Below are 18,628 nucleotides of genomic sequence, written 5' to 3'. Positions count from 1 at the left end.
CGACCATGAACACGCATACGGTCAAGGCCTTCGACAACGACATCGGCGAGCTCCGCGGGTTGATCTCGCAGATGGGCGGGCTCGCCGAGGACGCGATCGACAAGGCGATGCAGGCGCTGCAACGCAACGACCTCGCGCTCGCGGAGCAAGTGCGCGTCGCCGACAAGCAGATCGACGTCATCGAGGCGGAGGTCGAGCGGCTGGCCGTGCGGATCATCGCCTTGCGCGCGCCGATGGCGGTCGACTTGCGCGAAGTCGTCGCCGCGCTGAAGATCGCGGGCGTCGTCGAGCGGATCGGTGATTACGCCAAGAACATCGCCAAGCGCGTACCGATGATCGAGAGCGAGCACCGGATCGAGCCGATCTCGATCCTGCCCGCGATGGGCCGGATGGCGAGCGAGATGGTCCACGACGTGCTCGACGCGTTCGCCGCGCGCGACCCCGAGGAAGCCGTCCGCGTCGTCGAATGCGACAATGCGCTCGACGATTTCTACGACAGCATTTTCCGCACGCTCGTCACCTACATGGTCGAGAACCCCCGGACGATCGGCCAGGTCGCGCATCTGCTGTTCGTCGCCAAGAACCTCGAGCGGATCGGCGATCACGCCACCAACGTCGCCGAGATGGTCTATTTCGCCGCGACCGGCACGCAGATGGTCGATCGCGAACGCGGCATAAAGAAGGAGCAGGCATAATGGCACGCGCGAAGATGCTGCTGGTCGAGGACGACGCCGCCCTCGCCGAATTGCTTGTCTGGCATTTCAAGCGCGAGGATTTCGAGATCGCGCATACCCCCGATGGCGAGGAAGCGTTGCTGCTCGCCAAGGAGAAGGTGCCCGACATCGTCCTGCTCGACTGGATGGTCGAGGGGCTGTCGGGAATCGAGGTGTGCCGTCGCCTGCGCCGCGCACCCGAGACGCAGAACGTGCCGATCATCATGCTGACCGCACGCGGCGAGGAAGAGGATCGCGTGCGGGGTCTCGAAACCGGTGCCGACGATTACGTGACCAAGCCCTTCTCGCCGCGCGAACTGGTCGCGCGCGTCGGGGCGGTGCTGCGCCGCGTCCGCCCTGCCCTCGCCGGCGAAGCGCTCAGCTATGCCGACATCGAGATGGACACGGTCGGCCACAAGGTCCGCCGTTCGGGCGAAGTCGTGTCGCTCGGACCGACCGAGTTCCGGCTGCTGAAGCATTTCCTCGAGCATCCCGGCTGGGTGTTCTCGCGCGAACGGCTGCTCGATGCGGTCTGGGGGCATGACAGCGATATCGAGAGCCGGACGGTCGACGTGCACATCCGGCGACTGCGCAAGGCTATCAACGTCGGCGAGCGTCCGGACATCATCCGCACCGTTCGTTCGGCGGGCTATTCGCTCGACACGGGCGGCTGAACCGCTGTCCCGATATGGGTCTAGCGGCGGGCCGAATGGAATCGGTTGCGAAACGAAGGACCCAAGCGCGACTTAGTGCGTTCAACCGTCGCGCTACCAAAATGGTGCACCCATTTAGGAGATTCGTATGAAGTCCATTCTTCTCGCCGCCGCCGCTCTTCTCGCGACGCCCGTGATCGCCCAGACCGCTCCGGCCGATCCCGCAGCGCAGACGGCTCCCGCCGATCCCGCAGCGCAGGCCGCACCCGCCGACCAGGCGGCACCAGCACCTGCCGATCCGGCAGCGGCAGCACCCGCCGATGCCGCCGCACCGGCAGCCGCGCCGATGGCGCCTCCCGCACCGCCAGCAGGTGCAGGCAAAATCGTCTTCGGTCAGCCGACCGTGACGCCGCCGACGCCAGCACCGGCCGACTATCCGGTCTGCTCGAAGACGGTCAAGGACGGCTGCCGCAACCGCGGCGGCAAGTAAGTCCGGCGGCAAGCGGCAGGTAATCCTGCCGCTTGCCTAGCTGGCTTTACGTTCTAGGAAAGGCGCTCCAACTATAAGAGAGGGGCGCCTTTTCCATGTCTATCAGCTTTGAAAATCGGGTCGCGATCGTCACCGGCGCAGGCGGCGGTCTCGGTCGCGAATACGCGCTCGAACTCGCCCGTCGTGGTGCGAAGGTCATCGTAAACGATCTCGGCGCCTCGCGCGACGGTACCGGCCATTCCGACGCTGCGCTGAAGGTCGTCGAGGAAATCGAAGCGGCGGGCGGCGAGGCGATGTCGAACGGTGGCAGCGTCACCGACTACGAGCAGATGGTCGAGATGGTCGCCCGCGCCTCGGAGAAATGGGGCGGCGTGCACGTCCTCATCAACAACGCCGGCGTGCTGCGCGACAAGAGCTTCGCCAAGATGGAGCCAGCCGACTTCAAGTTCGTCGTCGACGTCCACCTCAACGGATCGGCCAACGCCACCAAGGCGGTATGGGACACGATGCGCAGCCAGAATTACGGCCGCATCCTGATGACCGCGTCGTCGACCGGTCTCTTCGGCAATTTCGGTCAGGCGAACTACGGTGCCGCCAAGCTCGGCCTCGCCGGCCTGACCAAGACTCTCGCGATCGAAGGCGCGAAGAACAACATCAAGGTCAACACGATCGCGCCGACCGCGGGCACGCGCATGACGCAGGACATCTTCCCGGAGGAAGCGTTCAAGGCCTTCTCCCCCGACAAGGTCGCCCCCGCCGCGGTGTTCCTCGTGTCCGAGGATGCGCCCAACAATATGATTGTCGGCGCCGGCGCGGGCGTGTTCCAGGCTGCGTATGTTACGCTGACGCAAGGCAAACTGCTGACCGGCGACGATCTGTCGGTCGAAGGGGTCGCCGCACATTGGGACGCGATCATCGACCGTGCCGGGGAAATCATCCCCCAGTCGGGGTCGGAACAGTCGATGAGCATCCTGGCCAAACTACAGGGTCGCTAGAATTCCTGCACCCGTGCATCGCCGTCGGCCACGGACAACACGGCATGTGCGGGCTGAGGCCTTATGCCCCTCGAGTCACTTGGCGTAAGGGTCGTTCAACGCCGCCAGCCAACCGGCGGAGGGTGGGGCAACGACGTGCCCTGCCACCCGTCGCGCTCTGGCAAGCGCAAGATCGATCGGCTCGTGGAACCGCAATCCGGCAAGGCCCGCCCTCACCCACATCACATCGGCGACCATATGCTCGACCCTGCCGATCACCAGCACGACCACGTCGCCCACGGCCATTTTGACGGGTTGCACGATGCACATCCCCATCTCGGAGATGTTGGTCACCCGGTGAGCGGTACTACCCGCTCGGCCGGCCTGAAAAACATCCGCACTCAACATGACGCTGGTCCGCGTCGCCCGTCCAAGGAATGTCGAAGGTTGCATCGCTCACGTCTGCAGGAGTGCGGGAGATGATCCGAAGCCTTTCAGCTCAAGACCGAACCAGGACACCCTGCCCAACAAGACGTCCCGGACCGACATACGGCGACTGTTACGTGTCGCCGTTCCGCAGCGGCGCGACCGCATCCTTGCCGAAGCGCATGATCAACTCGCCGATCTCGCGCGCTTGGCTCATGCTGCGCTGGCTCTGCTCGCGCAGATAGTCCCCCTGGATCTTCATGACCTGCTGAAGGTCCTTGGCGCTTGCGGCTTCGCGCATCGCGGTGAACGCTTCGCGCGCGTTCTGCTCGGCCTGATCGATCATCGTCTTGCCGATCGTCGCGCCGCCCTCGGCGATCTTCTCGCCCGATTGCTTCATCGCCTCGCCGGCACGCTTGGCGGGCTCGGCGACCTTCTCAGAAAAGCTGGCCCGCGCGGTGTCGGCGCCTTCGCGAATCCGGTCGGCGGTCGCTTTCGCATAGTCCGCACCCTGATCGATCGCGCTTTTGACTTCGTCGGCCATGATCTCGTTCCTTTCGATTCCACCGGTCACCGCTCTTTCAACCGGCGCGCGCCGCAATGGTTGCACAAACGAAACACCGATCGCCAGTATGATCTTGCGGTAACTGGACCTTTTGACGTGTCGGCCCTATATACCGACCGGTATGAATAGGCTTTGCACGCTCACCGCCCCCAAGGGCCGCCCCCGCGAGTTCGATCTCGACCAGGCGTTGGCGGGTGCGCTGCGCGTATTCTGGCGCAACGGCTATGAGGGCGCGTCGATGGCGGAACTGACCGCCGAGATGGGGATCACCAAGCCCAGCCTGTATGCCGCGTTCGGCAACAAGGAGTCGCTGTTCCACAAGGCACTCGACCTCTACGAGCGCGAGAAGCTCGCCTATATGACGTCCGCGCTCGACGCGCCGACCGCACGTGCCGTAGCGGAAAACCTCCTGCGCGGCGCGTTGCAGATGCAGATGAGCACCTGCGACCCCAAGGGTTGCCTGAGCGTCATCAGCAGCGTCGCGTGCAGTGCGGAAGCCGAGCCGATCAAGGCCGAAGTCGCCAAGCGTCGCGCCTCGTCCGAAGCCGCGCTGATGAAGCGGTTCGACGAAGCCAAGGCTGCGGGCGAGTTCCCTGAGGGTCTCGAGTCGCATGCACTGATGCGCTACCTGTTCGCGATCATGCAGGGGCTGTCGATCCAGGCCGGCTCGGGCGCTAGCTGCACTGAGCTCCAGCAGCTTGTCGAGACCAGCATGCTCATGTGGCCAACCAAATAGACACGGTTTCTGCCGCGCCGCGGGAAAAAATACCGGCCGGTACAAAAGTCTTGTTGACTAGATGAACGCCAGGTTTATATACCGACTGGTATCGAAGCTCTCTCCTACTTCGGATGGGGCAACCGGGGACACCAACCCATGACCACGGTTAAAACCTAGGCTTCGGCCGAACTTTCGAAATTTCCAAGCGGGCAAGCGCGGCACGGTGATGTGCCGGCAACGACCGCTCACGCCCTGCGACCAGCTGACGTCGGTGGACCGTCCACCGACGAAGGCCAGCGCTTGCCCAAGATCAAAAGGGGGACAATCCCATGGCTTATCTCGACCTCGACAACATGTTCGCTTCGCCCGTCACCAGCCGCACGCAGGCCGTGGCAGCCCCTGCCCCGACCGGCTTTTCCGCGCTGGAATGGAGCGTCATCGCGCTCGCCAAGCGCGACACGTTGCGCAGCCTGTCCGGCCCGAGCCGCATGTCGCGGGCGATGGGCAGCCTGTTCGGCCTGAGCACCGCGTCGCGGCTCGCCGACCCCCGGCTCGAGGCGTTGCGGCGGATGGCCGTGTACGCCTGGCGCCGCGGCTTCGCGCTGCCGATGGCCGAGATCCAAGGCTTCCTCGCCGCCGGTTTTGCCGAGGCACAGATCGAGACGCTCGTCGAGAGCGTGACCGGCATGCGCGTCGGCATCCAGCAGAAGCGGAGCATCGCAGCGTGAACCAACTTACCACGATCACGGCCGCGAACGACGCCGACGTCGTCGCGTCGCCGCCCGCCGACCGTCACCGACGACCCGCATGGCAGCGTGGCGCGATGGTGCTCGTGCCGATCGCGCTGCTCGGCGCGGTCGGCGTGAAGATGTTCGATCATCCCGACGCGGCGATGGCAGCACCGCCGCCCGCTTCCGTTACGGTGGCCTCACCGCTCGTGCGGCAGGTCAGCGAGTGGGACGATTATGTCGGCCGCTTCGCACCGAGCCGCACCGTCGAGATCCGTCCGCGCGTTGCCGGCGAAGTTACCGGCATCCATTTCCGCGACGGCGAGATCGTCAGCAAGGGGCAGTTGCTCTTCACGATCGACTCCCGCCCGTTCGCGGCGGCTCTGGCTGAGGCGCATGCCAACGTCGCGAGCGCACGCAGCGCCTTGTCGCTGGCACGTACCGATCTTGGTCGCGCGCAACGGCTCGTCGCTGACGAAGCGGTCTCCGCCGGCGAAGTCGACGCCCTTCGCGGCCGGCTCGAAGCAGCCCAGGCTGCACTTGCCGCGGCGCAAGCTCGCGAACGTGCCCGCGCGCTCGACGTCGGCTTCACCCAGGTTCGCGCACCGATCGGCGGTCGTATCTCCGATCGCCGCGTCGATGCGGGCAACCAGGTCGCGGGCGGCGAAGGCACCGGCGGCACGGTGCTGACGACGATCAACGCGCTCGACCCGATCTACTTCACCTTCGATGGCTCCGAGGCGCTGTACCTCAAGACGCAGCGCGCACGGCAGCCCGGCACGACGCCGGCGGCGGTCGAGATCCAGTTGCAGGACGAGACCGAGCATCGCTGGAAGGGCAAGCTCGACTTCACCGACAACGGGCTCGACCAGCGGTCGGGCACGATCCGCGGCCGTGCGGTCCTCGCCAACCCGGGGTATTTCCTGACGCCGGGCATGTTCGGCAACATGCGCCTCGCCAGTGCGGGAACGCGGCAGGCGCTGCTGGTGCCCGACGATGCGGTGCAGACCGATCAGGCGCGGAAAGTTCTGCTGACGATCGATGCGAAGAACGTCGTGAGCCAGAAGCCCGTCGAACTTGGCCCGGTGGTCGATGGGTTGCGGATCGTGCGCTCGGGGATCGGGCCGAACGATCGGATCATCATCCAGGGTACGCAGATGGCGATGCCCGGCGCGACCGTGGCGCCGAAGGTCGGCCGGATCGTGGTGGCCTCGGGTACGACGGCGCCAGCGTCGGTCCAGCCCATCTCGGGCGAGGCCACGCTCGCCAAGTAACGTCGTTACCCGACCAATTCCGTCATCCTGACGAAAGTCAGGACCCAGAGTTCGAGACGTCCCGCTGAGTAACCCTGGGTCCTGACTTTCGTCAGGATGACGGGGCGTGCGCGGACGGATCGCCCCTCTACCGAGGAAATTCCCATGCGCTTCTCGCGCTTCTTCATCACCCGGCCGATCTTCGCGGGCGTGATCGCGGTGATCATCACGATCGTCGGTGCGATCGCCTATATGACGCTGCCGGTGTCGCAATATCCCGACATCGTCCCCCCCACCGTCACCGTCAGCGCGACCTATCCCGGCGCTTCGGCCGAGACGGTCGCCGAGACCGTCGCCGCGCCGATCGAGCAGGAGATCAACGGCGTCGACAACATGCTGTACCAGTCGTCGCAATCGACCGGCGACGGCAAGGTGACGATCACCGTCACCTTCAAGATCGGCACCAACCTCGACGCCGCCCAGGTGCTCGTCCAGAACCGCGTTGCCGTCGCCGTCCCGCGCCTGCCCGAGGACGTCCAGCGTCTCGGCGTGGTGACGCGCAAGACGTCGCCCGACTTCCTGATGGTGGTGAACCTCGTCTCGCCCGACAACTCGCTCGATCGCGGCTATATCTCCAACTATGCGCTGACCCAGGTCCGCGATCGCCTCAGTCGCATCGACGGCGTCGGCGACGTGCAGCTGTTCGGCGCGCGCGATTACTCCATGCGCATCTGGATCGATCCCGGCCGCGCCGCCGCGCTCGACCTCACCGCCGGCGAAATCGTCGCCGCTCTGCGCGCGCAGAACGTCCAGGTCGCCGCGGGCACGCTCGGCCAGCCGCCGTACGACAAGGGCAACAGCGCGTTCCAGCTCAACGTCGAGACGCAGGGCCGCCTTACCGATCCCAAGCAGTTCGCCGACGTCGTCATCCGCACCGACGCCCAAGGCCGCCAGGTCCGCGTTTCCGACGTTGCCCGCGTCGAACTCGGCGCGCAGGATTATGGCGCCAACACCTATCTCAGCGGTAAGCCCACGGTCATCGCCGCGGTCTTCCAGCGTCCCGGCTCGAACGCACTCGGCGCGGCGCAGGCCGTCACCGCCGAGATGGAAAGCATGTCGAAGCGCTTCCCCAAGGGTCTCGAATACAAGGTTATCTACAACCCGACCGAGTTTATCGCGCAGTCGATCGACGCGGTGAAGCACACACTCTTCGAGGCGATGGTCCTCGTTGTGCTCGTCATCCTCGTCTTCCTGCAGAAGTGGCGCGCGGCGATCATCCCGATCGTGGCGATCCCGGTATCGCTGATCGGCACCTTCGCGGTGCTCGCCGCCGCCGGGTACAGCCTCAACAACCTCTCGCTGTTCGGCCTCGTCCTCGCGATCGGCATCGTCGTCGATGATGCGATCGTCGTGGTCGAGAATGTCGAGCGCAACCTCGAGCACGGGCTCTCCCCGTTGGAGGCGGCGCGCACGTCGATGGACGAAGTGTCGGGCGCGCTGGTCGCGATCGTCCTCGTGCTCTGCGCGGTGTTCATCCCGACCGTGTTCCTCACCGGGCTCTCGGGCGCGTTCTACCGCCAGTTCGCGGTGACGATCTCGACCGCGACGATCATCTCGCTGCTGATCTCGCTGACGCTGTCGCCCGCACTCGCCGCGATGCTCCTCAAGCCGACTGCCCCCGCCGACTCCGGCAACCGCCTGACCCGTACCGTGCGACGTGCCGGCGATGCCTTCAACCGCGGGTTCGAGCGGATGAGCGAGAGCTATGCCCGCCTCACCGCGCGCCTGGTCACCGCCCCGAAGCGGATGATGATCGCCTACGCAGCACTGATCGCGGTCACCGTTGGCGTGTTCACGATCACGCCGTCGGGCTTCGTCCCAGCACAGGACCAGGGCTATTTCCTGACCGTCATCCAGCTTCCGCCCGGCTCGTCGGTCGAGCGCACCGACGCAGTGATGCAGAAGGTCGCGAAACGCATTCTCCCGCTCGCCGGCGTCAAAGGCGCGGTCATGCTCGCGGGCTTCGACGGCCCCTCGCAGACGCTCGCCCCCAACTCGGCCGCCGCGTACATCCCGCTGAAGAGCTTCGAGGAACGCAAGAAGCTCGGCGTCACCCTCGCCAGCATCATGGCGGAGTCGCAGAAGGCGACCGGCGATATCACCGAAGCCCGCCTGCTGATCGTCCCACCGCCGTTGATCCAGGGCATTGGCTCGGCCGGCGGCTATCGCCTGATGGTGCAGGACCAGGGCGGCCACGGATACGCCGACCTCGGCAAGACGAGCTACGCGCTGATCGGCCAGGCGAACCAGACCAAGGGTCTCGCCCAGATCTACACGTTCTTCGACACCGCCACGCCGCGCATCTTCGCCGACGTCGACCGCGCCAAGGCCAACCTCTTGGGCGTCCCCCCGGAGCGCGTGTTCGAGGCGTTGCAGGTCTATCTCGGCTCGGCGTTCGTCAACGACTTCAACCTGCTCGGCCGCACCTACCGCGTCACGGCACAGGCCGACGCGCCGTTCCGCAACACCACCGCGGACATCGCCAACCTCAAGACGCGCTCGAACTCGGGCCAGATGGTCCCGGTCGGCTCGGTCTCGACGTTCAAGGACAAGACCGGCCCGTACCGCGTGGTCCGCTACAACCTCTTCCCAGCGGTCGAGGTCGATGGCGACACCGCCAAGGGCTATTCCTCGGGCCAGTCGCTGGTCGCGATGGAGAAGCTCGCCGATACGTCGCTGCCCGCCGGCTACGCGCATGAATGGACCGGCATCGCCTACCAGCAGAAGGCCGCCGGCAGCACCGCCGCGCTCGTCTTCGGCATGGCGGTGGTGTTCGTCTTCCTCGTGCTCGCCGCGCAATATGAGAGCCTGACGTTGCCGCTCGCGATCATCCTGATCGTGCCGATGTGTCTGCTCGCGGCGATGACCGGCGTGAACCTGCGGGGCATGGACAACAACGTCCTCACGCAGATCGGCCTGGTCGTGCTGATTGCGCTCGCCGCGAAGAACGCGATCCTCGTGGTCGAGTTCGCCAAGCAGGCCGAGGAACAGGACGGCCTCACCCCGGTCGAGGCCGCGGTCCGCGCAGCGAAGGACCGGTTGCGGCCGATCCTGATGACGAGCTTCGCGTTCATCCTCGGCGCAGTGCCGCTGGTGATCGCGACCGGTGCCGGTGCGGAACTCCGCCAGGCGCTCGGGACCGCGGTGTTCTTCGGGATGATCGGCGTGACCGGGTTCGGGCTGCTCTTCACCCCCACCTTCTATGTCGTCGCACGGGCGCTGGCGCTGCGGTTCGAACGCCGCCGCCCAGCCCCGGATACCAACGGTCCCGCCGCGACCCTTCAGCCAGCCGAATAGGACCAGCATCATGAAGTCCGCCCTCCTCGCGAGCCTCTCGGCGCTGACGCTCGCCGCCTGCGCCGCCGGCCCCGACTATGTCGCGCCGATCACCCCACCCAAGGCGGCAGCGTCGTTCGTCACCGCCAACGCAGCCACCATCACGACCGCGCCCGACAACGACTGGTGGCGGATGTACCGCGACCCGGTCCTCGACGGCCTCGTCGCGGATGCATTGGCAGCGAACACCGACCTCCGAGTTGCCGTCGCCCGGCTCGACAGCGCCCGCGCGTCCCTGCGCGGCGCCAAGACCGACCGCGAGCCACAGGTAAACGCGGGCGCGAGCGGCAATTACGCCCGCACCTCACAACTCCAGAACCTGCCCGGTCTCGACCGCGAGCGCGCCACCTACGACGTTGGCCTAGACGTCAGCTACGAGGTCGATCTCGCCGGCCGAGTCCGCCGCAACGTCGAGGCAGCCCGCGGCGACGTCGGCGCGGCGCAAGCCGATGCGGACGCCGTGCGCGTCTCGATCGTCGCCGCCACCACCCGCGCTTATGTCGACGCAGCCTCGTCCGCCGAACGCCTCGCGGTCGCGCGACGGATCGTCGACCTGCTCGACAAGTCGAACACGCTGACCGGCAAGCGCGTCGACGCCGGTCGCGCCGCCCGCCTCGACCAGGTCCGCATCGCCGCACTCCGCGATCAGCGCGCCGCGAACATCCCGCAGATCGAAGCCGAGCGCCAAGCCGCGCTCTTCCGCCTCGCCACGCTCACCGGCCGCACCCCGCAGGACCTCCCCGCAACGGCCGGTGCCCGCACCACCACGCCGCGCCTCGACCAGCCGATCCCGATCGGCGACGGCGCGGCGCTGCTCGCCCGCCGCCCCGACGTCCACGCCGCCGAACGCCGGCTCGCTGCCGCCACCGCGCGGATCGGCGTCCAGACCTCGCAGCTCTATCCGCAGATCTCGCTCGGCGGATCGATCGGCTCGACCGCGCTCAGGGTCGGCGACATCTTCACCGGCGGCCCGATCCGCTGGCTGCTCGGCCCGCTTTTGAACTGGTCGCTCAACCAGTCGGCGGCGCGCGCGCGGATCGCCGGCGCCGAGGCGGACTCGCGTGGCGCACTCGCCAATTTCGACGGCAGCGTGCTCACGGCACTCGAGGAAACCGAGACCGCCTTGTCGAACTACGCCCGCGAACTCGATCGCCGCACGCAGCTACAGTCCGCGCACGACAACGCCGCCACCGCCGCGCGCATCACCCGCGCCCGCCAGCGCGAAGGCCAGATCGACTTCCTCGACGTCCTCGACGCCGAGCGTACATTGGCGGATACGGACACGGACCTTGCCGCAGCCGACGCGCGGATCGCTGGCGCGCAGGTCGACCTGTTCCGTGCGCTGGGGGGTGGCTGGCAAACGCCGACCCCGCGCCCCGTCTGACGCGCGTCGCGCCGTGCCGCAATAAACCAGCGCGTTAACACTCTATAAAGCAACCGACAGCAAACCCGCGGTCGAAGCGGAGACATTATGACCGACGATCACGCGGCGACGCGCACGCAGGCATGGCAGGCGCAGGTGGCCTATCATCGCAGCCGTGCCGAGCAGGAACAGCGGCTGGCCAGCCGGTCGCGTACGGATGCCGGACGTGCGGCGCATCAGGCGCTCAGCGAGCGTCATCTGCAACTGGCGGCGTCCGCCGAGCTGGTGACGGATATGCCCGACCCGGAAATGCCGCGCAGCACGTCGCTGCATGACACCGGCAGGCTTATCCGCGAGAGTTACAGCGAAGCGGGCTAGGCACTTCGGACGCTGGCGGCGGCAATAGTGGTGGCGGCGGCCCTCAAGCGATGTCGTCGATAGCGTCGATGTCGATCTTGCCGAGATTGATGCCGTCGTACAGCGCGAGCAGCGCGGTGACTTCCTCGACGACGGTCTCCTGTTCGGCGCGCCAGCGTGCGGTCGCATCGTTCTGCGGTACGCCGTCCATTCCGTCATGCAGCGTGAAGCCCTGATCGATCAGCCAGATCGCATCCGACGCACGCGATCGCTGCCGTCGCAGGTGATACACCCATTGCTCGATGATCCCCGAAGGAACCAGTCTGTCCAGATCGCCCATCGGCTCGCGGTAGGACAACGCTATCAGCAATACCAGCCTGCCACGACACGGAATATCGCGCATTTCGGGGCGTTAACCGTCTTGGGACATGGGCCGGAAACATCGCGGGTCCAGTAGGGCGGCAATGGATCTTCTCCCGCATCCCTCGATCATCGAACGCCGCATGGACGACCAATCCGTCCTCGCCCGCCGCGCCGCCAACCGCGGGATCGCGCAGATGCACGAGGACCTCGCCGGCCTGTACCGCGAGCAACTGATCGCGGTGCTCAAGCGCTGATTTGGGTGCGACGGCGGAGTCAAACGCCGATAGACGCTCGAACATGACCTCGACCAGAACCGCGCCTGAACTGTTCGCCACCCCCGAATCCCGATCGCCGGAGCTATGGATTGGCACATACGCGGGCGGCAATGGCATGGGTCTTTACCCGCTTTCGATCGGCGTCGATCACCTCTCGGTCGGACGCGCAGACGCGACCGCACATAACGCCTCGTTCGGGTTCTATTCCTCGCGGTTCGATCTCCATTATATCGTCGACGAACAGGATGACGGCGCGATCGGGACCTATCGCCGCGCAGACGACGCCTGGATCTCGCTCGGCACGGTCGACAGCGGCGGCGCGGCGCCCTGCCACCTTGCGCTCGACGCGACACAATCGTGCCTTGCCGTCGCCAATTACGCCAGCGGCAGCACCGCGCTCTACCGCCTTGATCCGGCAGGTCTTCCGATCGCTCCACCAGACATCCACGCGAACATCGGCAACGGCCCCAATCCCGAACGCCAGACCGCACCCCACGCGCACTGGGTCGGCTTCGGCCTCGACAACCGGTTCCTGTATGTCGCCGATCTCGGCGCGGACGCCGTCCTCGCGTTCGCCGTCGATGTAAAAGAGGGAAAGCTCGGAACGCCGCATACCGCTTTCACCGCACCGCCTGGATCGGGGCCTCGGCACATGCTGTTTTCAGCCGCGCATGCCCAGACGGCGTATCTCGTCTGCGAGCTGTCGAGCACACTGGTGATACTCGATGTGGACGGTGCCGACTTGCGCGCCCGGGCGGCACTGTCGACATTACCCGAAGGCTGGCAGGGCGAGAATATCGTCGCGCATATCGGCGCCAACGCCGTGGGCGATCGGTTGTACGTGTCCAACCGCGGGCATGACAGCATCGCGGTCTTCGCGCTCGACCCGAATGGCGACGCGACGCTCGTCCAGCATGTCGCGAGCGGCGGCGCCTCGCCGCGGTTCTTCAGGATATTCGACGACGGCCGGCGGATGGTCGTCGCGCACGAACGCGATCACCGCGTCACGATCCTCGACGTCCGGCCGGACGGGACCCTCGCCCCGACCGACCTCGCCGTCGCCGTTCCCGGCGCGGCGTTCGCCTTTATCAGCTGACGCCCGTATCAGCTGACGCTGGCGATCAGCATCGTCAGTTCGTTGCGGACCGGATCGACACCGACCGCCGGTACCGGCTTCGCGATGCGGCGCTTGCCGGGATAGGATGCCTGCACCGCGTCGCACAGGTCGCGGACCGGGACGCGGACGCAGGCGCCCTCGTCGCAGACCAGTCGCGGCTTGCTCACGGTCGTCAGGCACACGCGCTCACCGGCCCAAGCCGGTGCGCCGGCGAACAGCAGGCACGCAACAGCGAGCCGCGAAGCGGTTGTTTTCATCGTCATTTGGTCTGGCCCCCCACAGGCGTTTCAGAAGTCGTGACTGTCTTATAGGAGGCAACTCGTTGCGATTGTGTTTCGATCATGATTAATATCGGTGTCAGTCCGCCGCGATCGGCCCCTCCTGCGGGGTGGGACGGCGCGTGAACCAGACGATCGCGATCAGCGCCACGCACAGCCACGCCGAGACGCGGAAGATGTCGGTCGACGCCAGCAGATATGCCTGCCCGACCATCTGCCGCGTGATCGCCCCCGCCGCCTGGACATCGGTCAGCCCCATCCGCGTGAGTGCACCCCGCGCCAGCTGATAGGGCGATCCCGACCCGACCGCTTCGGACAAGTGCGACTGGTGCAGCGTTTCGCGGCGATCCCATGCGGTCGTGATCAGCGACGCCGCGAAGCTGCCCGCGGTAATTCGCGCGAAGTTCGAGATGCCGGTTGCCGACGGCAGCCGCTCGGCCGGGATCCGGTCGAACGAGATCGTCAGCATCGCCAGGAAGAACGTGCTCATCGCGATCCCCTGCACCAGCATCGGCAGCATCAGATCGTAGAAGCTCGCATAGGTCGTGTAGCCCGAGCGCAGATAATAGGAGTAGCCGAACGATGCGAACGCGACCGTCGCCAGGATGCGCGCGTCGATCTTGCCGCTAAGCCGCGCGACGAACGGCGTCAGGATCACCGCGACCGCCCCCGACGGTGCCGCCACCAGCCCCGCCCAGGTCGCGGTGTAGCCGAGCTGCGTCTGCAACCAGAGCGGCAGCAGCAGCGTGTTGGCGAAGAACACCGCGTAACCCAGGCAGAACGCGATCGTCCCGATCGCGAAATTGCGGCTCTTGAACAGCGTCAGGTTCACCGCCGGATTGGCGTCGGTCAGTTCCCAGATCAGCCAGCCGACGAACCCGATCGCGGCGACGAGCGCGGCGATCACGATCCGTTCGGACGCGAACCAGTCGTCGTTCTTGCCGAGATCGAGCACGATCTGCAACGCGCCGACCCACACCACCAGCATGATCAGCCCGACTTGGTCGATCGGGAGTTTTCGCGTCGGCGTGTCGCGTTTGCCGAGCTTGTTCCAGCATACGAACGCGCAGAACATCCCGAACGGAACGTTGATCAGGAAAATCCAGCTCCAGTGATAATTGTCGGAAATATAGCCGCCCAGGATCGGCCCCATGATCGGCGCGACCAGCGTCGTCATCGACCAGATGCCGAGCGCGGTGGATCGCTTGTGTGCCGGGAAGATCGCGATCAGCAGCGCCTGGCTACCGGGAATCATCGGCCCGGACACCGCGCCTTGGAGGATGCGGAAGCCGATCAGCGACGGCAGGTCCCACGCGATTCCGCACAGGAACGAAGCGATCGTGAACAGGAACACCGAGACGCAGAACGTCCGCACCACGCCGAACCGGCCCATCAGCCACCCGGTCAGCGGCACCGCGACGCCGTTCGCGACCGCAAACGCGGTGACGATCCAGGTGGAATTGTCGCTGGAGACGCCGAGGTTGCCGGCGATCGTCGGCAGCGACACATTGGCGATGGTGGTGTCGAGCACCTGCATGAACGTGCCCAGCGCCAGCGCGAACGCGGTGAGGGCGAGCGAACCACCGACGAGCGGCGCGGGACCGGGGCCCGAGGGGGCGGCCATCAGGTGGCGCTCCGGCGAGCCGAAAACATCCCAACTAGGCCATCACCCCGGCGAAGGCCGGGGCCCAGGCGGGAAACGTTGCTAATGGAAGACAGCATTCCGTTAATGCCACCTCTCCAACTGGGCCCCGGCCTCCGCCGGGGAGATGCAGCAAGCAGGCAGGCGCGACGCACACCTGTTTCCCCGCGAAGGCGGGAGCCCAGACTGGGCTCCCGCCTTCGCGGGGAAACAAGGAGGACACGATCCATGCTGCGTAACAAACGCGCCAACATCACCGGTTAGCCGCAATGATCTGCCGGATCTTCGCCTCGACCGCGGGATCGCCCCCGCCCGTCGCCAGCCCCTTGTAGGCAGCCGCCGCCGGCCGCCCGACCATCGTCCCCGACTTGTCCGCCGTAGCAACCGTCGCGTTCACCGACAGCCCCACCCGCAGCGGATTGCGCCGCAGCTCGCCCTTGTCGAGCGCGATCCGGACCGGCACGCGCTGGGTGATCTTGATCCAGTTGCCGCTGGCATTCTGCGGTGGCAGCAGCGCGAACGCGTTGCCGCTGCCCGCGCCAAGCCCGACGACATGCCCGTGATAGACCAGATCGTCGCCGTACATATCCGCGGTCACGGTCGCCGGCTGGCCGATACGCAGATCGCGCAACTGCGTCTCGCGGAAGTTCGCATCGACCCACACGCGGTCGAGCGGCACCACCGCCATCAGCGGCATTCCCGCCGACACCTGCTGCCCGAGCTGGACCGTGCGCTGCGCGACGACGCCGTCGATCGGCGCGACGACATGCATGTGGCTGCGCGTGATCGCCGCCCGCCGATACGCCGCGATCGATGCCATCACCGCCGGGTTGGTCGACACGGTGGTGCCCGCGACGCCGCTGCGCGATTGCACCTGCTGGCTGCGCGCGAGTTGCAGCGTCGCCGCCGCCACCTTCACCTGATCGGCGGCGTGGCTCAATTCCTCACCCGAGATCGCGCCTTCCGCGGCGGCGCCGCGACGCCGCACCAAGTCGTTCCGCGCGCGCGCCAGTTCGGCTTCGGCCTGGACCACCGCTGCCCCGGTTTCGTTGACCTTCGAGAAATCCGACCGGGTCGCACGCACCGCCCGCGCGAGCTCCGCTTCGGCAGACGCCAATCCGACATCGGCGGTCGCCGCGTCGAGGTCGATCAGCGGCTGCCCCGCCTTGACCATTTGCGTGTTGTCGGCGTGGATCGCGGTCACCTGCCCCGGATCGCGCGCAGTGATCGAGACGACGTCGCCCGCGACATACGCATCGTCGGTTTCCTGCTCCGGCGCCGCGAGCAGGAAGTGGAACACCGCCCACACGATCACGCCGACCAGCACGATGATGCCGAGGATGGTCAGCCCGAGCTTGCGGCCCCGCGGATTGCCGGCAGGAGCAGCAGCCGCCGCGTGCGTTTCGGTATCGGTCATCGTGTCACATCCTGAAAATCGAAACCGCCGCCCAAGGCCAGCACGAGTTGCACACGCTGTTGCGCCGAATTCGCGGCGAGGTCGGCGTCGGCCTGTTCCGCGGCGAGCAAGCGCACATCGTTGTCGACGAGGTCGAGCCGGTTATCGAGACCGCTGGAGACGCGGATCGCGTTCAGCCGTCCGGTCTCGGCATAGCCGCGTACCACCTCGCGTTGGCGCGCACGGTCGGCCTCCAGCGCGCCGATCCGCGCGACCGCATCGGCGGCTTCGCGCACCGCCCCGATCACGCGATCGTTATAGTCCGCGGTCGCCAGATCGAGCGCCGCGGTCGCCCCCGCCAGCCCTGCCTTCAGCCGACCATTGTCGAAGATCGGCAGATGGATCGCCGGACCGGCGCCGACGGTGCCCGCATCGAACGACACGAGATTGCCGAGCCCGACCGCCTGAAACCCTGCCATCGCGGCGAGGTTGACGTTGGGATAGAAGGCCCGCCGCGCCACCTGACGCCCCGCCGCCGCCGCGTCGATCCGCGCCTGCGCCGCGGCAATGTCCGCCCGGCGTGCGAGCAGGTCAGCGGGCACCGTCCTCGGCAACGGCAGGACCGCATCGAGCTTCAACGCCGTCGCCCCGATCGTCGCGGGGTAATCGACCCCGCGCCCGGCGAGCGCCGCCAGCGCGTTCTTAGCCAGCACCTGCCCGGCCTGCGCGCGCAACAACGCCTGCTGCGCCTGCGCCCGCAACGTGGTCGCCGCCTGCGCATCCAGCTTGCTGCCGAGCTGGTTGCGGATCCGCACATTGACCAGCCGCAGCGTATTCTGCCGCGTCGCGATCGTCCGCTGCGCGATCGCCGCCTGCGCTTCGGCGCGCTCGAGGTCGATATAGGTCTGCACCACCGCCCCCGACAGCGCCAACCGCGCCGCGGCGACGTCGAGCGCCGCGGCGCGTACCGACGCACGCGCGCCCGCGATCGCCGCCTTCTGACGCCCGAACAGATCGAGGTTCCAGCTGAGGTTCGCCGCGACCGTCCCGACGAACTGGGTCGTTCCCGCATATGGCGGCGGAATGGTGTAGCGACCGCTCAGCCGCGCATATTGCTCCTGCGCGTCGAACGTCACCTCGGGGCCGTTGTCCGCGCGGTTGGTCGACAGCACCGCCTGCGCCTGCGTGACCCGCGCCAGCGCTGCATCGAGAGTCGGATTGCCCGCGACCGCATCGTGCACCAGGCGATCGAGTTGCGGATCGCCGAACCCGCGCCACCAGTCCGTCGCCACGACCGGCGCCGGCTCGGCGGACAGACCAAGCGTCGCAGGCGAAATCGGCGTCACGACGGTCTCAGATGCCGGCACCGCGCATCCCGCGAGCATCCCCGTCAGCAGCGTCGTCGCAAAAACTCGGTGTCGAGCGGTCATGGCCGGCGGCCCTCCGTAAGAGCATCGTCCAGCGTCGTGCGGAGTTTCTGCAGGAGGCCGATCAAGGTGTCGATCTCGTCCGCGGACCAACCCTGGGCGAGCAGGACGTTCCAATAGGCGACGATCCGGTCCCGACAACGGACCGCGATCGCTTCGCCGTCGGGGGTCAGTTCGAGATTGAGCACGCGCCGGTCGTCGCTCGCGCGCGATCGCGTCACCCATCCGCGCTGCTCCATCGTATCGACGAGCCGGGTGCTGGCACCCTTGTCGTAGGACAGGTCGCGCGCGAGATCCGCGCAGGTCGACGACCGTCCGGCGAGAAGCGACATGAGCGCAGACCACTGCGTTCCGGACACGCCTTCGTCGACGAAGATCGGTTCGATCAAACTCTGTCCGATCTGGTGGACGCGCCGCGACAGATAGCCGAGCGAGCATTCCGGGCCGAATTCCGCGGGCGTGAAAAAGTCCATATGGTTGCCATGACAACCATT

At 66.8% G+C, this 18,628-nt stretch carries 19 protein-coding genes; 11 read left to right on the top strand and 8 right to left on the bottom strand.

Annotated elements, in window-relative coordinates:
• The first annotated feature begins 5 nt into the window (after positions 1 to 5).
• From phoU to C8J47_RS03045, 4 genes are all read left to right on the top strand, one after another.
• Positions 6 to 695 carry a phosphate signaling complex protein PhoU gene (phoU, locus tag C8J47_RS03060; RefSeq protein WP_056057297.1) on the top strand — a complete coding sequence of 230 codons (690 nt, stop codon included), beginning with the start codon at positions 6 to 8 and terminating at the stop codon, positions 693 to 695.
• On the top strand, positions 695 to 1,387 hold the full coding sequence (gene phoB / locus C8J47_RS03055; protein ID WP_055873047.1) for a phosphate regulon transcriptional regulator PhoB: 693 nt from the start codon (positions 695 to 697) through the stop codon (positions 1,385 to 1,387). Before phoU ends, phoB begins: the two co-directional genes overlap by 1 nt.
• Before the next feature lie 127 nt (positions 1,388 to 1,514).
• Positions 1,515 to 1,856 (top strand): hypothetical protein, encoded by a 342-nt coding sequence (locus tag C8J47_RS03050; RefSeq protein ID WP_121884381.1) that lies wholly within the window; start codon positions 1,515 to 1,517, stop codon positions 1,854 to 1,856.
• 95 nt (positions 1,857 to 1,951) lie between these two features.
• Positions 1,952 to 2,851: an SDR family NAD(P)-dependent oxidoreductase gene (locus C8J47_RS03045; protein WP_121884380.1), complete on the top strand. Its 900-nt coding sequence runs from the start codon at positions 1,952 to 1,954 to the stop codon at positions 2,849 to 2,851.
• Positions 2,852 to 2,926: 75 nt separating this feature from the next.
• Here the strand turns inward: C8J47_RS03045 and C8J47_RS03040 are convergent, their stop codons facing one another.
• Both C8J47_RS03040 and C8J47_RS03035 read right to left on the bottom strand, forming a co-directional pair.
• Positions 2,927 to 3,283 carry a PilZ domain-containing protein gene (locus C8J47_RS03040; protein WP_056051469.1) on the bottom strand — a complete coding sequence of 119 codons (357 nt, stop codon included), beginning with the start codon at positions 3,281 to 3,283 and terminating at the stop codon, positions 2,927 to 2,929.
• A 106-nt stretch (positions 3,284 to 3,389) separates the two neighbouring features.
• A complete protein-coding gene (locus C8J47_RS03035) occupies positions 3,390 to 3,800 on the bottom strand; it encodes a phasin family protein (protein WP_056051472.1) in 411 nt (136 codons plus the stop codon).
• Positions 3,801 to 3,942: 142 nt separating this feature from the next.
• Here C8J47_RS03035 and C8J47_RS03030 point away from each other — a divergent pair, with 142 nt between their 5' ends.
• From C8J47_RS03030 to C8J47_RS03005, 6 genes are all read left to right on the top strand, one after another.
• Entirely contained in the window at positions 3,943 to 4,557 is a 615-nt protein-coding gene (locus C8J47_RS03030; protein WP_121884379.1) for a TetR/AcrR family transcriptional regulator, read from the top strand.
• Positions 4,558 to 4,868: 311 nt separating this feature from the next.
• A complete protein-coding gene (locus C8J47_RS03025) occupies positions 4,869 to 5,267 on the top strand; it encodes a hypothetical protein (protein WP_093400325.1) in 399 nt (132 codons plus the stop codon).
• Entirely contained in the window at positions 5,264 to 6,541 is a 1,278-nt protein-coding gene (locus C8J47_RS03020) for an efflux RND transporter periplasmic adaptor subunit (protein ID WP_404969238.1), read from the top strand. The genes C8J47_RS03025 and C8J47_RS03020 overlap by 4 nt, the downstream gene beginning before the upstream one ends.
• A gap of 144 nt (positions 6,542 to 6,685) precedes the next feature.
• Positions 6,686 to 9,877, top strand: a complete 3,192-nt coding sequence (locus C8J47_RS03015) for an efflux RND transporter permease subunit (protein WP_121884378.1) — start codon at positions 6,686 to 6,688, stop codon at positions 9,875 to 9,877.
• 10 nt (positions 9,878 to 9,887) lie between these two features.
• On the top strand, positions 9,888 to 11,300 hold the full coding sequence (locus tag C8J47_RS03010; RefSeq protein ID WP_121884377.1) for an efflux transporter outer membrane subunit: 1,413 nt from the start codon (positions 9,888 to 9,890) through the stop codon (positions 11,298 to 11,300).
• Positions 11,301 to 11,387: 87 nt separating this feature from the next.
• The gene (locus C8J47_RS03005; RefSeq protein ID WP_056051483.1) at positions 11,388 to 11,657 is read left to right on the top strand and encodes a hypothetical protein; all 270 of its coding nucleotides are present in this window, start codon (positions 11,388 to 11,390) and stop codon (positions 11,655 to 11,657) included.
• A gap of 43 nt (positions 11,658 to 11,700) precedes the next feature.
• Here C8J47_RS03005 and C8J47_RS03000 read toward each other — a convergent pair whose 3' ends face one another.
• The gene (locus C8J47_RS03000) at positions 11,701 to 12,039 is read right to left on the bottom strand and encodes a hypothetical protein (RefSeq protein ID WP_235529821.1); all 339 of its coding nucleotides are present in this window, start codon (positions 12,037 to 12,039) and stop codon (positions 11,701 to 11,703) included.
• Between the two features lie 257 nt (positions 12,040 to 12,296).
• Here C8J47_RS03000 and C8J47_RS02995 point away from each other — a divergent pair, with 257 nt between their 5' ends.
• Positions 12,297 to 13,370, top strand: a complete 1,074-nt coding sequence (locus tag C8J47_RS02995; protein WP_121884376.1) for a lactonase family protein — start codon at positions 12,297 to 12,299, stop codon at positions 13,368 to 13,370.
• A gap of 8 nt (positions 13,371 to 13,378) precedes the next feature.
• Here C8J47_RS02995 and C8J47_RS02990 read toward each other — a convergent pair whose 3' ends face one another.
• The 5 genes from C8J47_RS02990 to C8J47_RS02970 all read right to left on the bottom strand — a co-directional run bounded on the left by C8J47_RS02990 (position 13,379) and on the right by C8J47_RS02970 (position 18,607).
• Positions 13,379 to 13,654, bottom strand: coding sequence for a hypothetical protein (locus C8J47_RS02990; RefSeq protein WP_121884375.1), 276 nt, complete (start codon positions 13,652 to 13,654; stop codon positions 13,379 to 13,381).
• Between the two features lie 94 nt (positions 13,655 to 13,748).
• Positions 13,749 to 15,293, bottom strand: a complete 1,545-nt coding sequence (locus tag C8J47_RS02985) for a DHA2 family efflux MFS transporter permease subunit (protein WP_060526619.1) — start codon at positions 15,291 to 15,293, stop codon at positions 13,749 to 13,751.
• 271 nt (positions 15,294 to 15,564) lie between these two features.
• Positions 15,565 to 16,728 (bottom strand): efflux RND transporter periplasmic adaptor subunit, encoded by a 1,164-nt coding sequence (locus C8J47_RS02980; protein ID WP_121884374.1) that lies wholly within the window; start codon positions 16,726 to 16,728, stop codon positions 15,565 to 15,567.
• Positions 16,725 to 18,137 carry an efflux transporter outer membrane subunit gene (locus C8J47_RS02975; protein ID WP_121884373.1) on the bottom strand — a complete coding sequence of 471 codons (1,413 nt, stop codon included), beginning with the start codon at positions 18,135 to 18,137 and terminating at the stop codon, positions 16,725 to 16,727. Before C8J47_RS02975 ends, C8J47_RS02980 begins: the two co-directional genes overlap by 4 nt.
• Complete coding sequence (locus tag C8J47_RS02970) at positions 18,134 to 18,607, bottom strand: MarR family winged helix-turn-helix transcriptional regulator (protein ID WP_121884372.1); 474 nt, start codon at positions 18,605 to 18,607, stop codon at positions 18,134 to 18,136. The genes C8J47_RS02975 and C8J47_RS02970 overlap by 4 nt, the downstream gene beginning before the upstream one ends.
• Positions 18,608 to 18,628 lie beyond the last annotated feature (21 nt).

The organism is Sphingomonas sp. PP-F2F-G114-C0414 (assembly GCF_003688595.1).
Lineage (GTDB): Bacteria > Pseudomonadota > Alphaproteobacteria > Sphingomonadales > Sphingomonadaceae > Sphingomonas.
Note: the sequence above shows the minus strand (reverse complement) of the source record. Positions and strands in the feature narration are given on the sequence as shown.

Coding starts and splice junctions, on each gene's coding strand:
- phoU (WP_056057297.1), top strand. CDS start 6: ATGAACACGCATACGGTCAAGGCCTTCGACAACGACATCGGCGAGCTC.
- phoB (WP_055873047.1), top strand. CDS start 695: ATGGCACGCGCGAAGATGCTGCTGGTCGAGGACGACGCCGCCCTCGCC.
- C8J47_RS03050 (WP_121884381.1), top strand. CDS start 1,515: ATGAAGTCCATTCTTCTCGCCGCCGCCGCTCTTCTCGCGACGCCCGTG.
- C8J47_RS03045 (WP_121884380.1), top strand. CDS start 1,952: ATGTCTATCAGCTTTGAAAATCGGGTCGCGATCGTCACCGGCGCAGGC.
- C8J47_RS03040 (WP_056051469.1), bottom strand. CDS start 3,283: ATGCAACCTTCGACATTCCTTGGACGGGCGACGCGGACCAGCGTCATG.
- C8J47_RS03035 (WP_056051472.1), bottom strand. CDS start 3,800: ATGGCCGACGAAGTCAAAAGCGCGATCGATCAGGGTGCGGACTATGCG.
- C8J47_RS03030 (WP_121884379.1), top strand. CDS start 3,943: ATGAATAGGCTTTGCACGCTCACCGCCCCCAAGGGCCGCCCCCGCGAG.
- C8J47_RS03025 (WP_093400325.1), top strand. CDS start 4,869: ATGGCTTATCTCGACCTCGACAACATGTTCGCTTCGCCCGTCACCAGC.
- C8J47_RS03015 (WP_121884378.1), top strand. CDS start 6,686: ATGCGCTTCTCGCGCTTCTTCATCACCCGGCCGATCTTCGCGGGCGTG.
- C8J47_RS03010 (WP_121884377.1), top strand. CDS start 9,888: ATGAAGTCCGCCCTCCTCGCGAGCCTCTCGGCGCTGACGCTCGCCGCC.
- C8J47_RS03005 (WP_056051483.1), top strand. CDS start 11,388: ATGACCGACGATCACGCGGCGACGCGCACGCAGGCATGGCAGGCGCAG.
- C8J47_RS03000 (WP_235529821.1), bottom strand. CDS start 12,039: ATGCGCGATATTCCGTGTCGTGGCAGGCTGGTATTGCTGATAGCGTTG.
- C8J47_RS02995 (WP_121884376.1), top strand. CDS start 12,297: ATGACCTCGACCAGAACCGCGCCTGAACTGTTCGCCACCCCCGAATCC.
- C8J47_RS02990 (WP_121884375.1), bottom strand. CDS start 13,654: ATGACGATGAAAACAACCGCTTCGCGGCTCGCTGTTGCGTGCCTGCTG.
- C8J47_RS02985 (WP_060526619.1), bottom strand. CDS start 15,293: ATGGCCGCCCCCTCGGGCCCCGGTCCCGCGCCGCTCGTCGGTGGTTCG.
- C8J47_RS02980 (WP_121884374.1), bottom strand. CDS start 16,728: ATGACCGATACCGAAACGCACGCGGCGGCTGCTGCTCCTGCCGGCAAT.
- C8J47_RS02975 (WP_121884373.1), bottom strand. CDS start 18,137: ATGACCGCTCGACACCGAGTTTTTGCGACGACGCTGCTGACGGGGATG.
- C8J47_RS02970 (WP_121884372.1), bottom strand. CDS start 18,607: ATGGACTTTTTCACGCCCGCGGAATTCGGCCCGGAATGCTCGCTCGGC.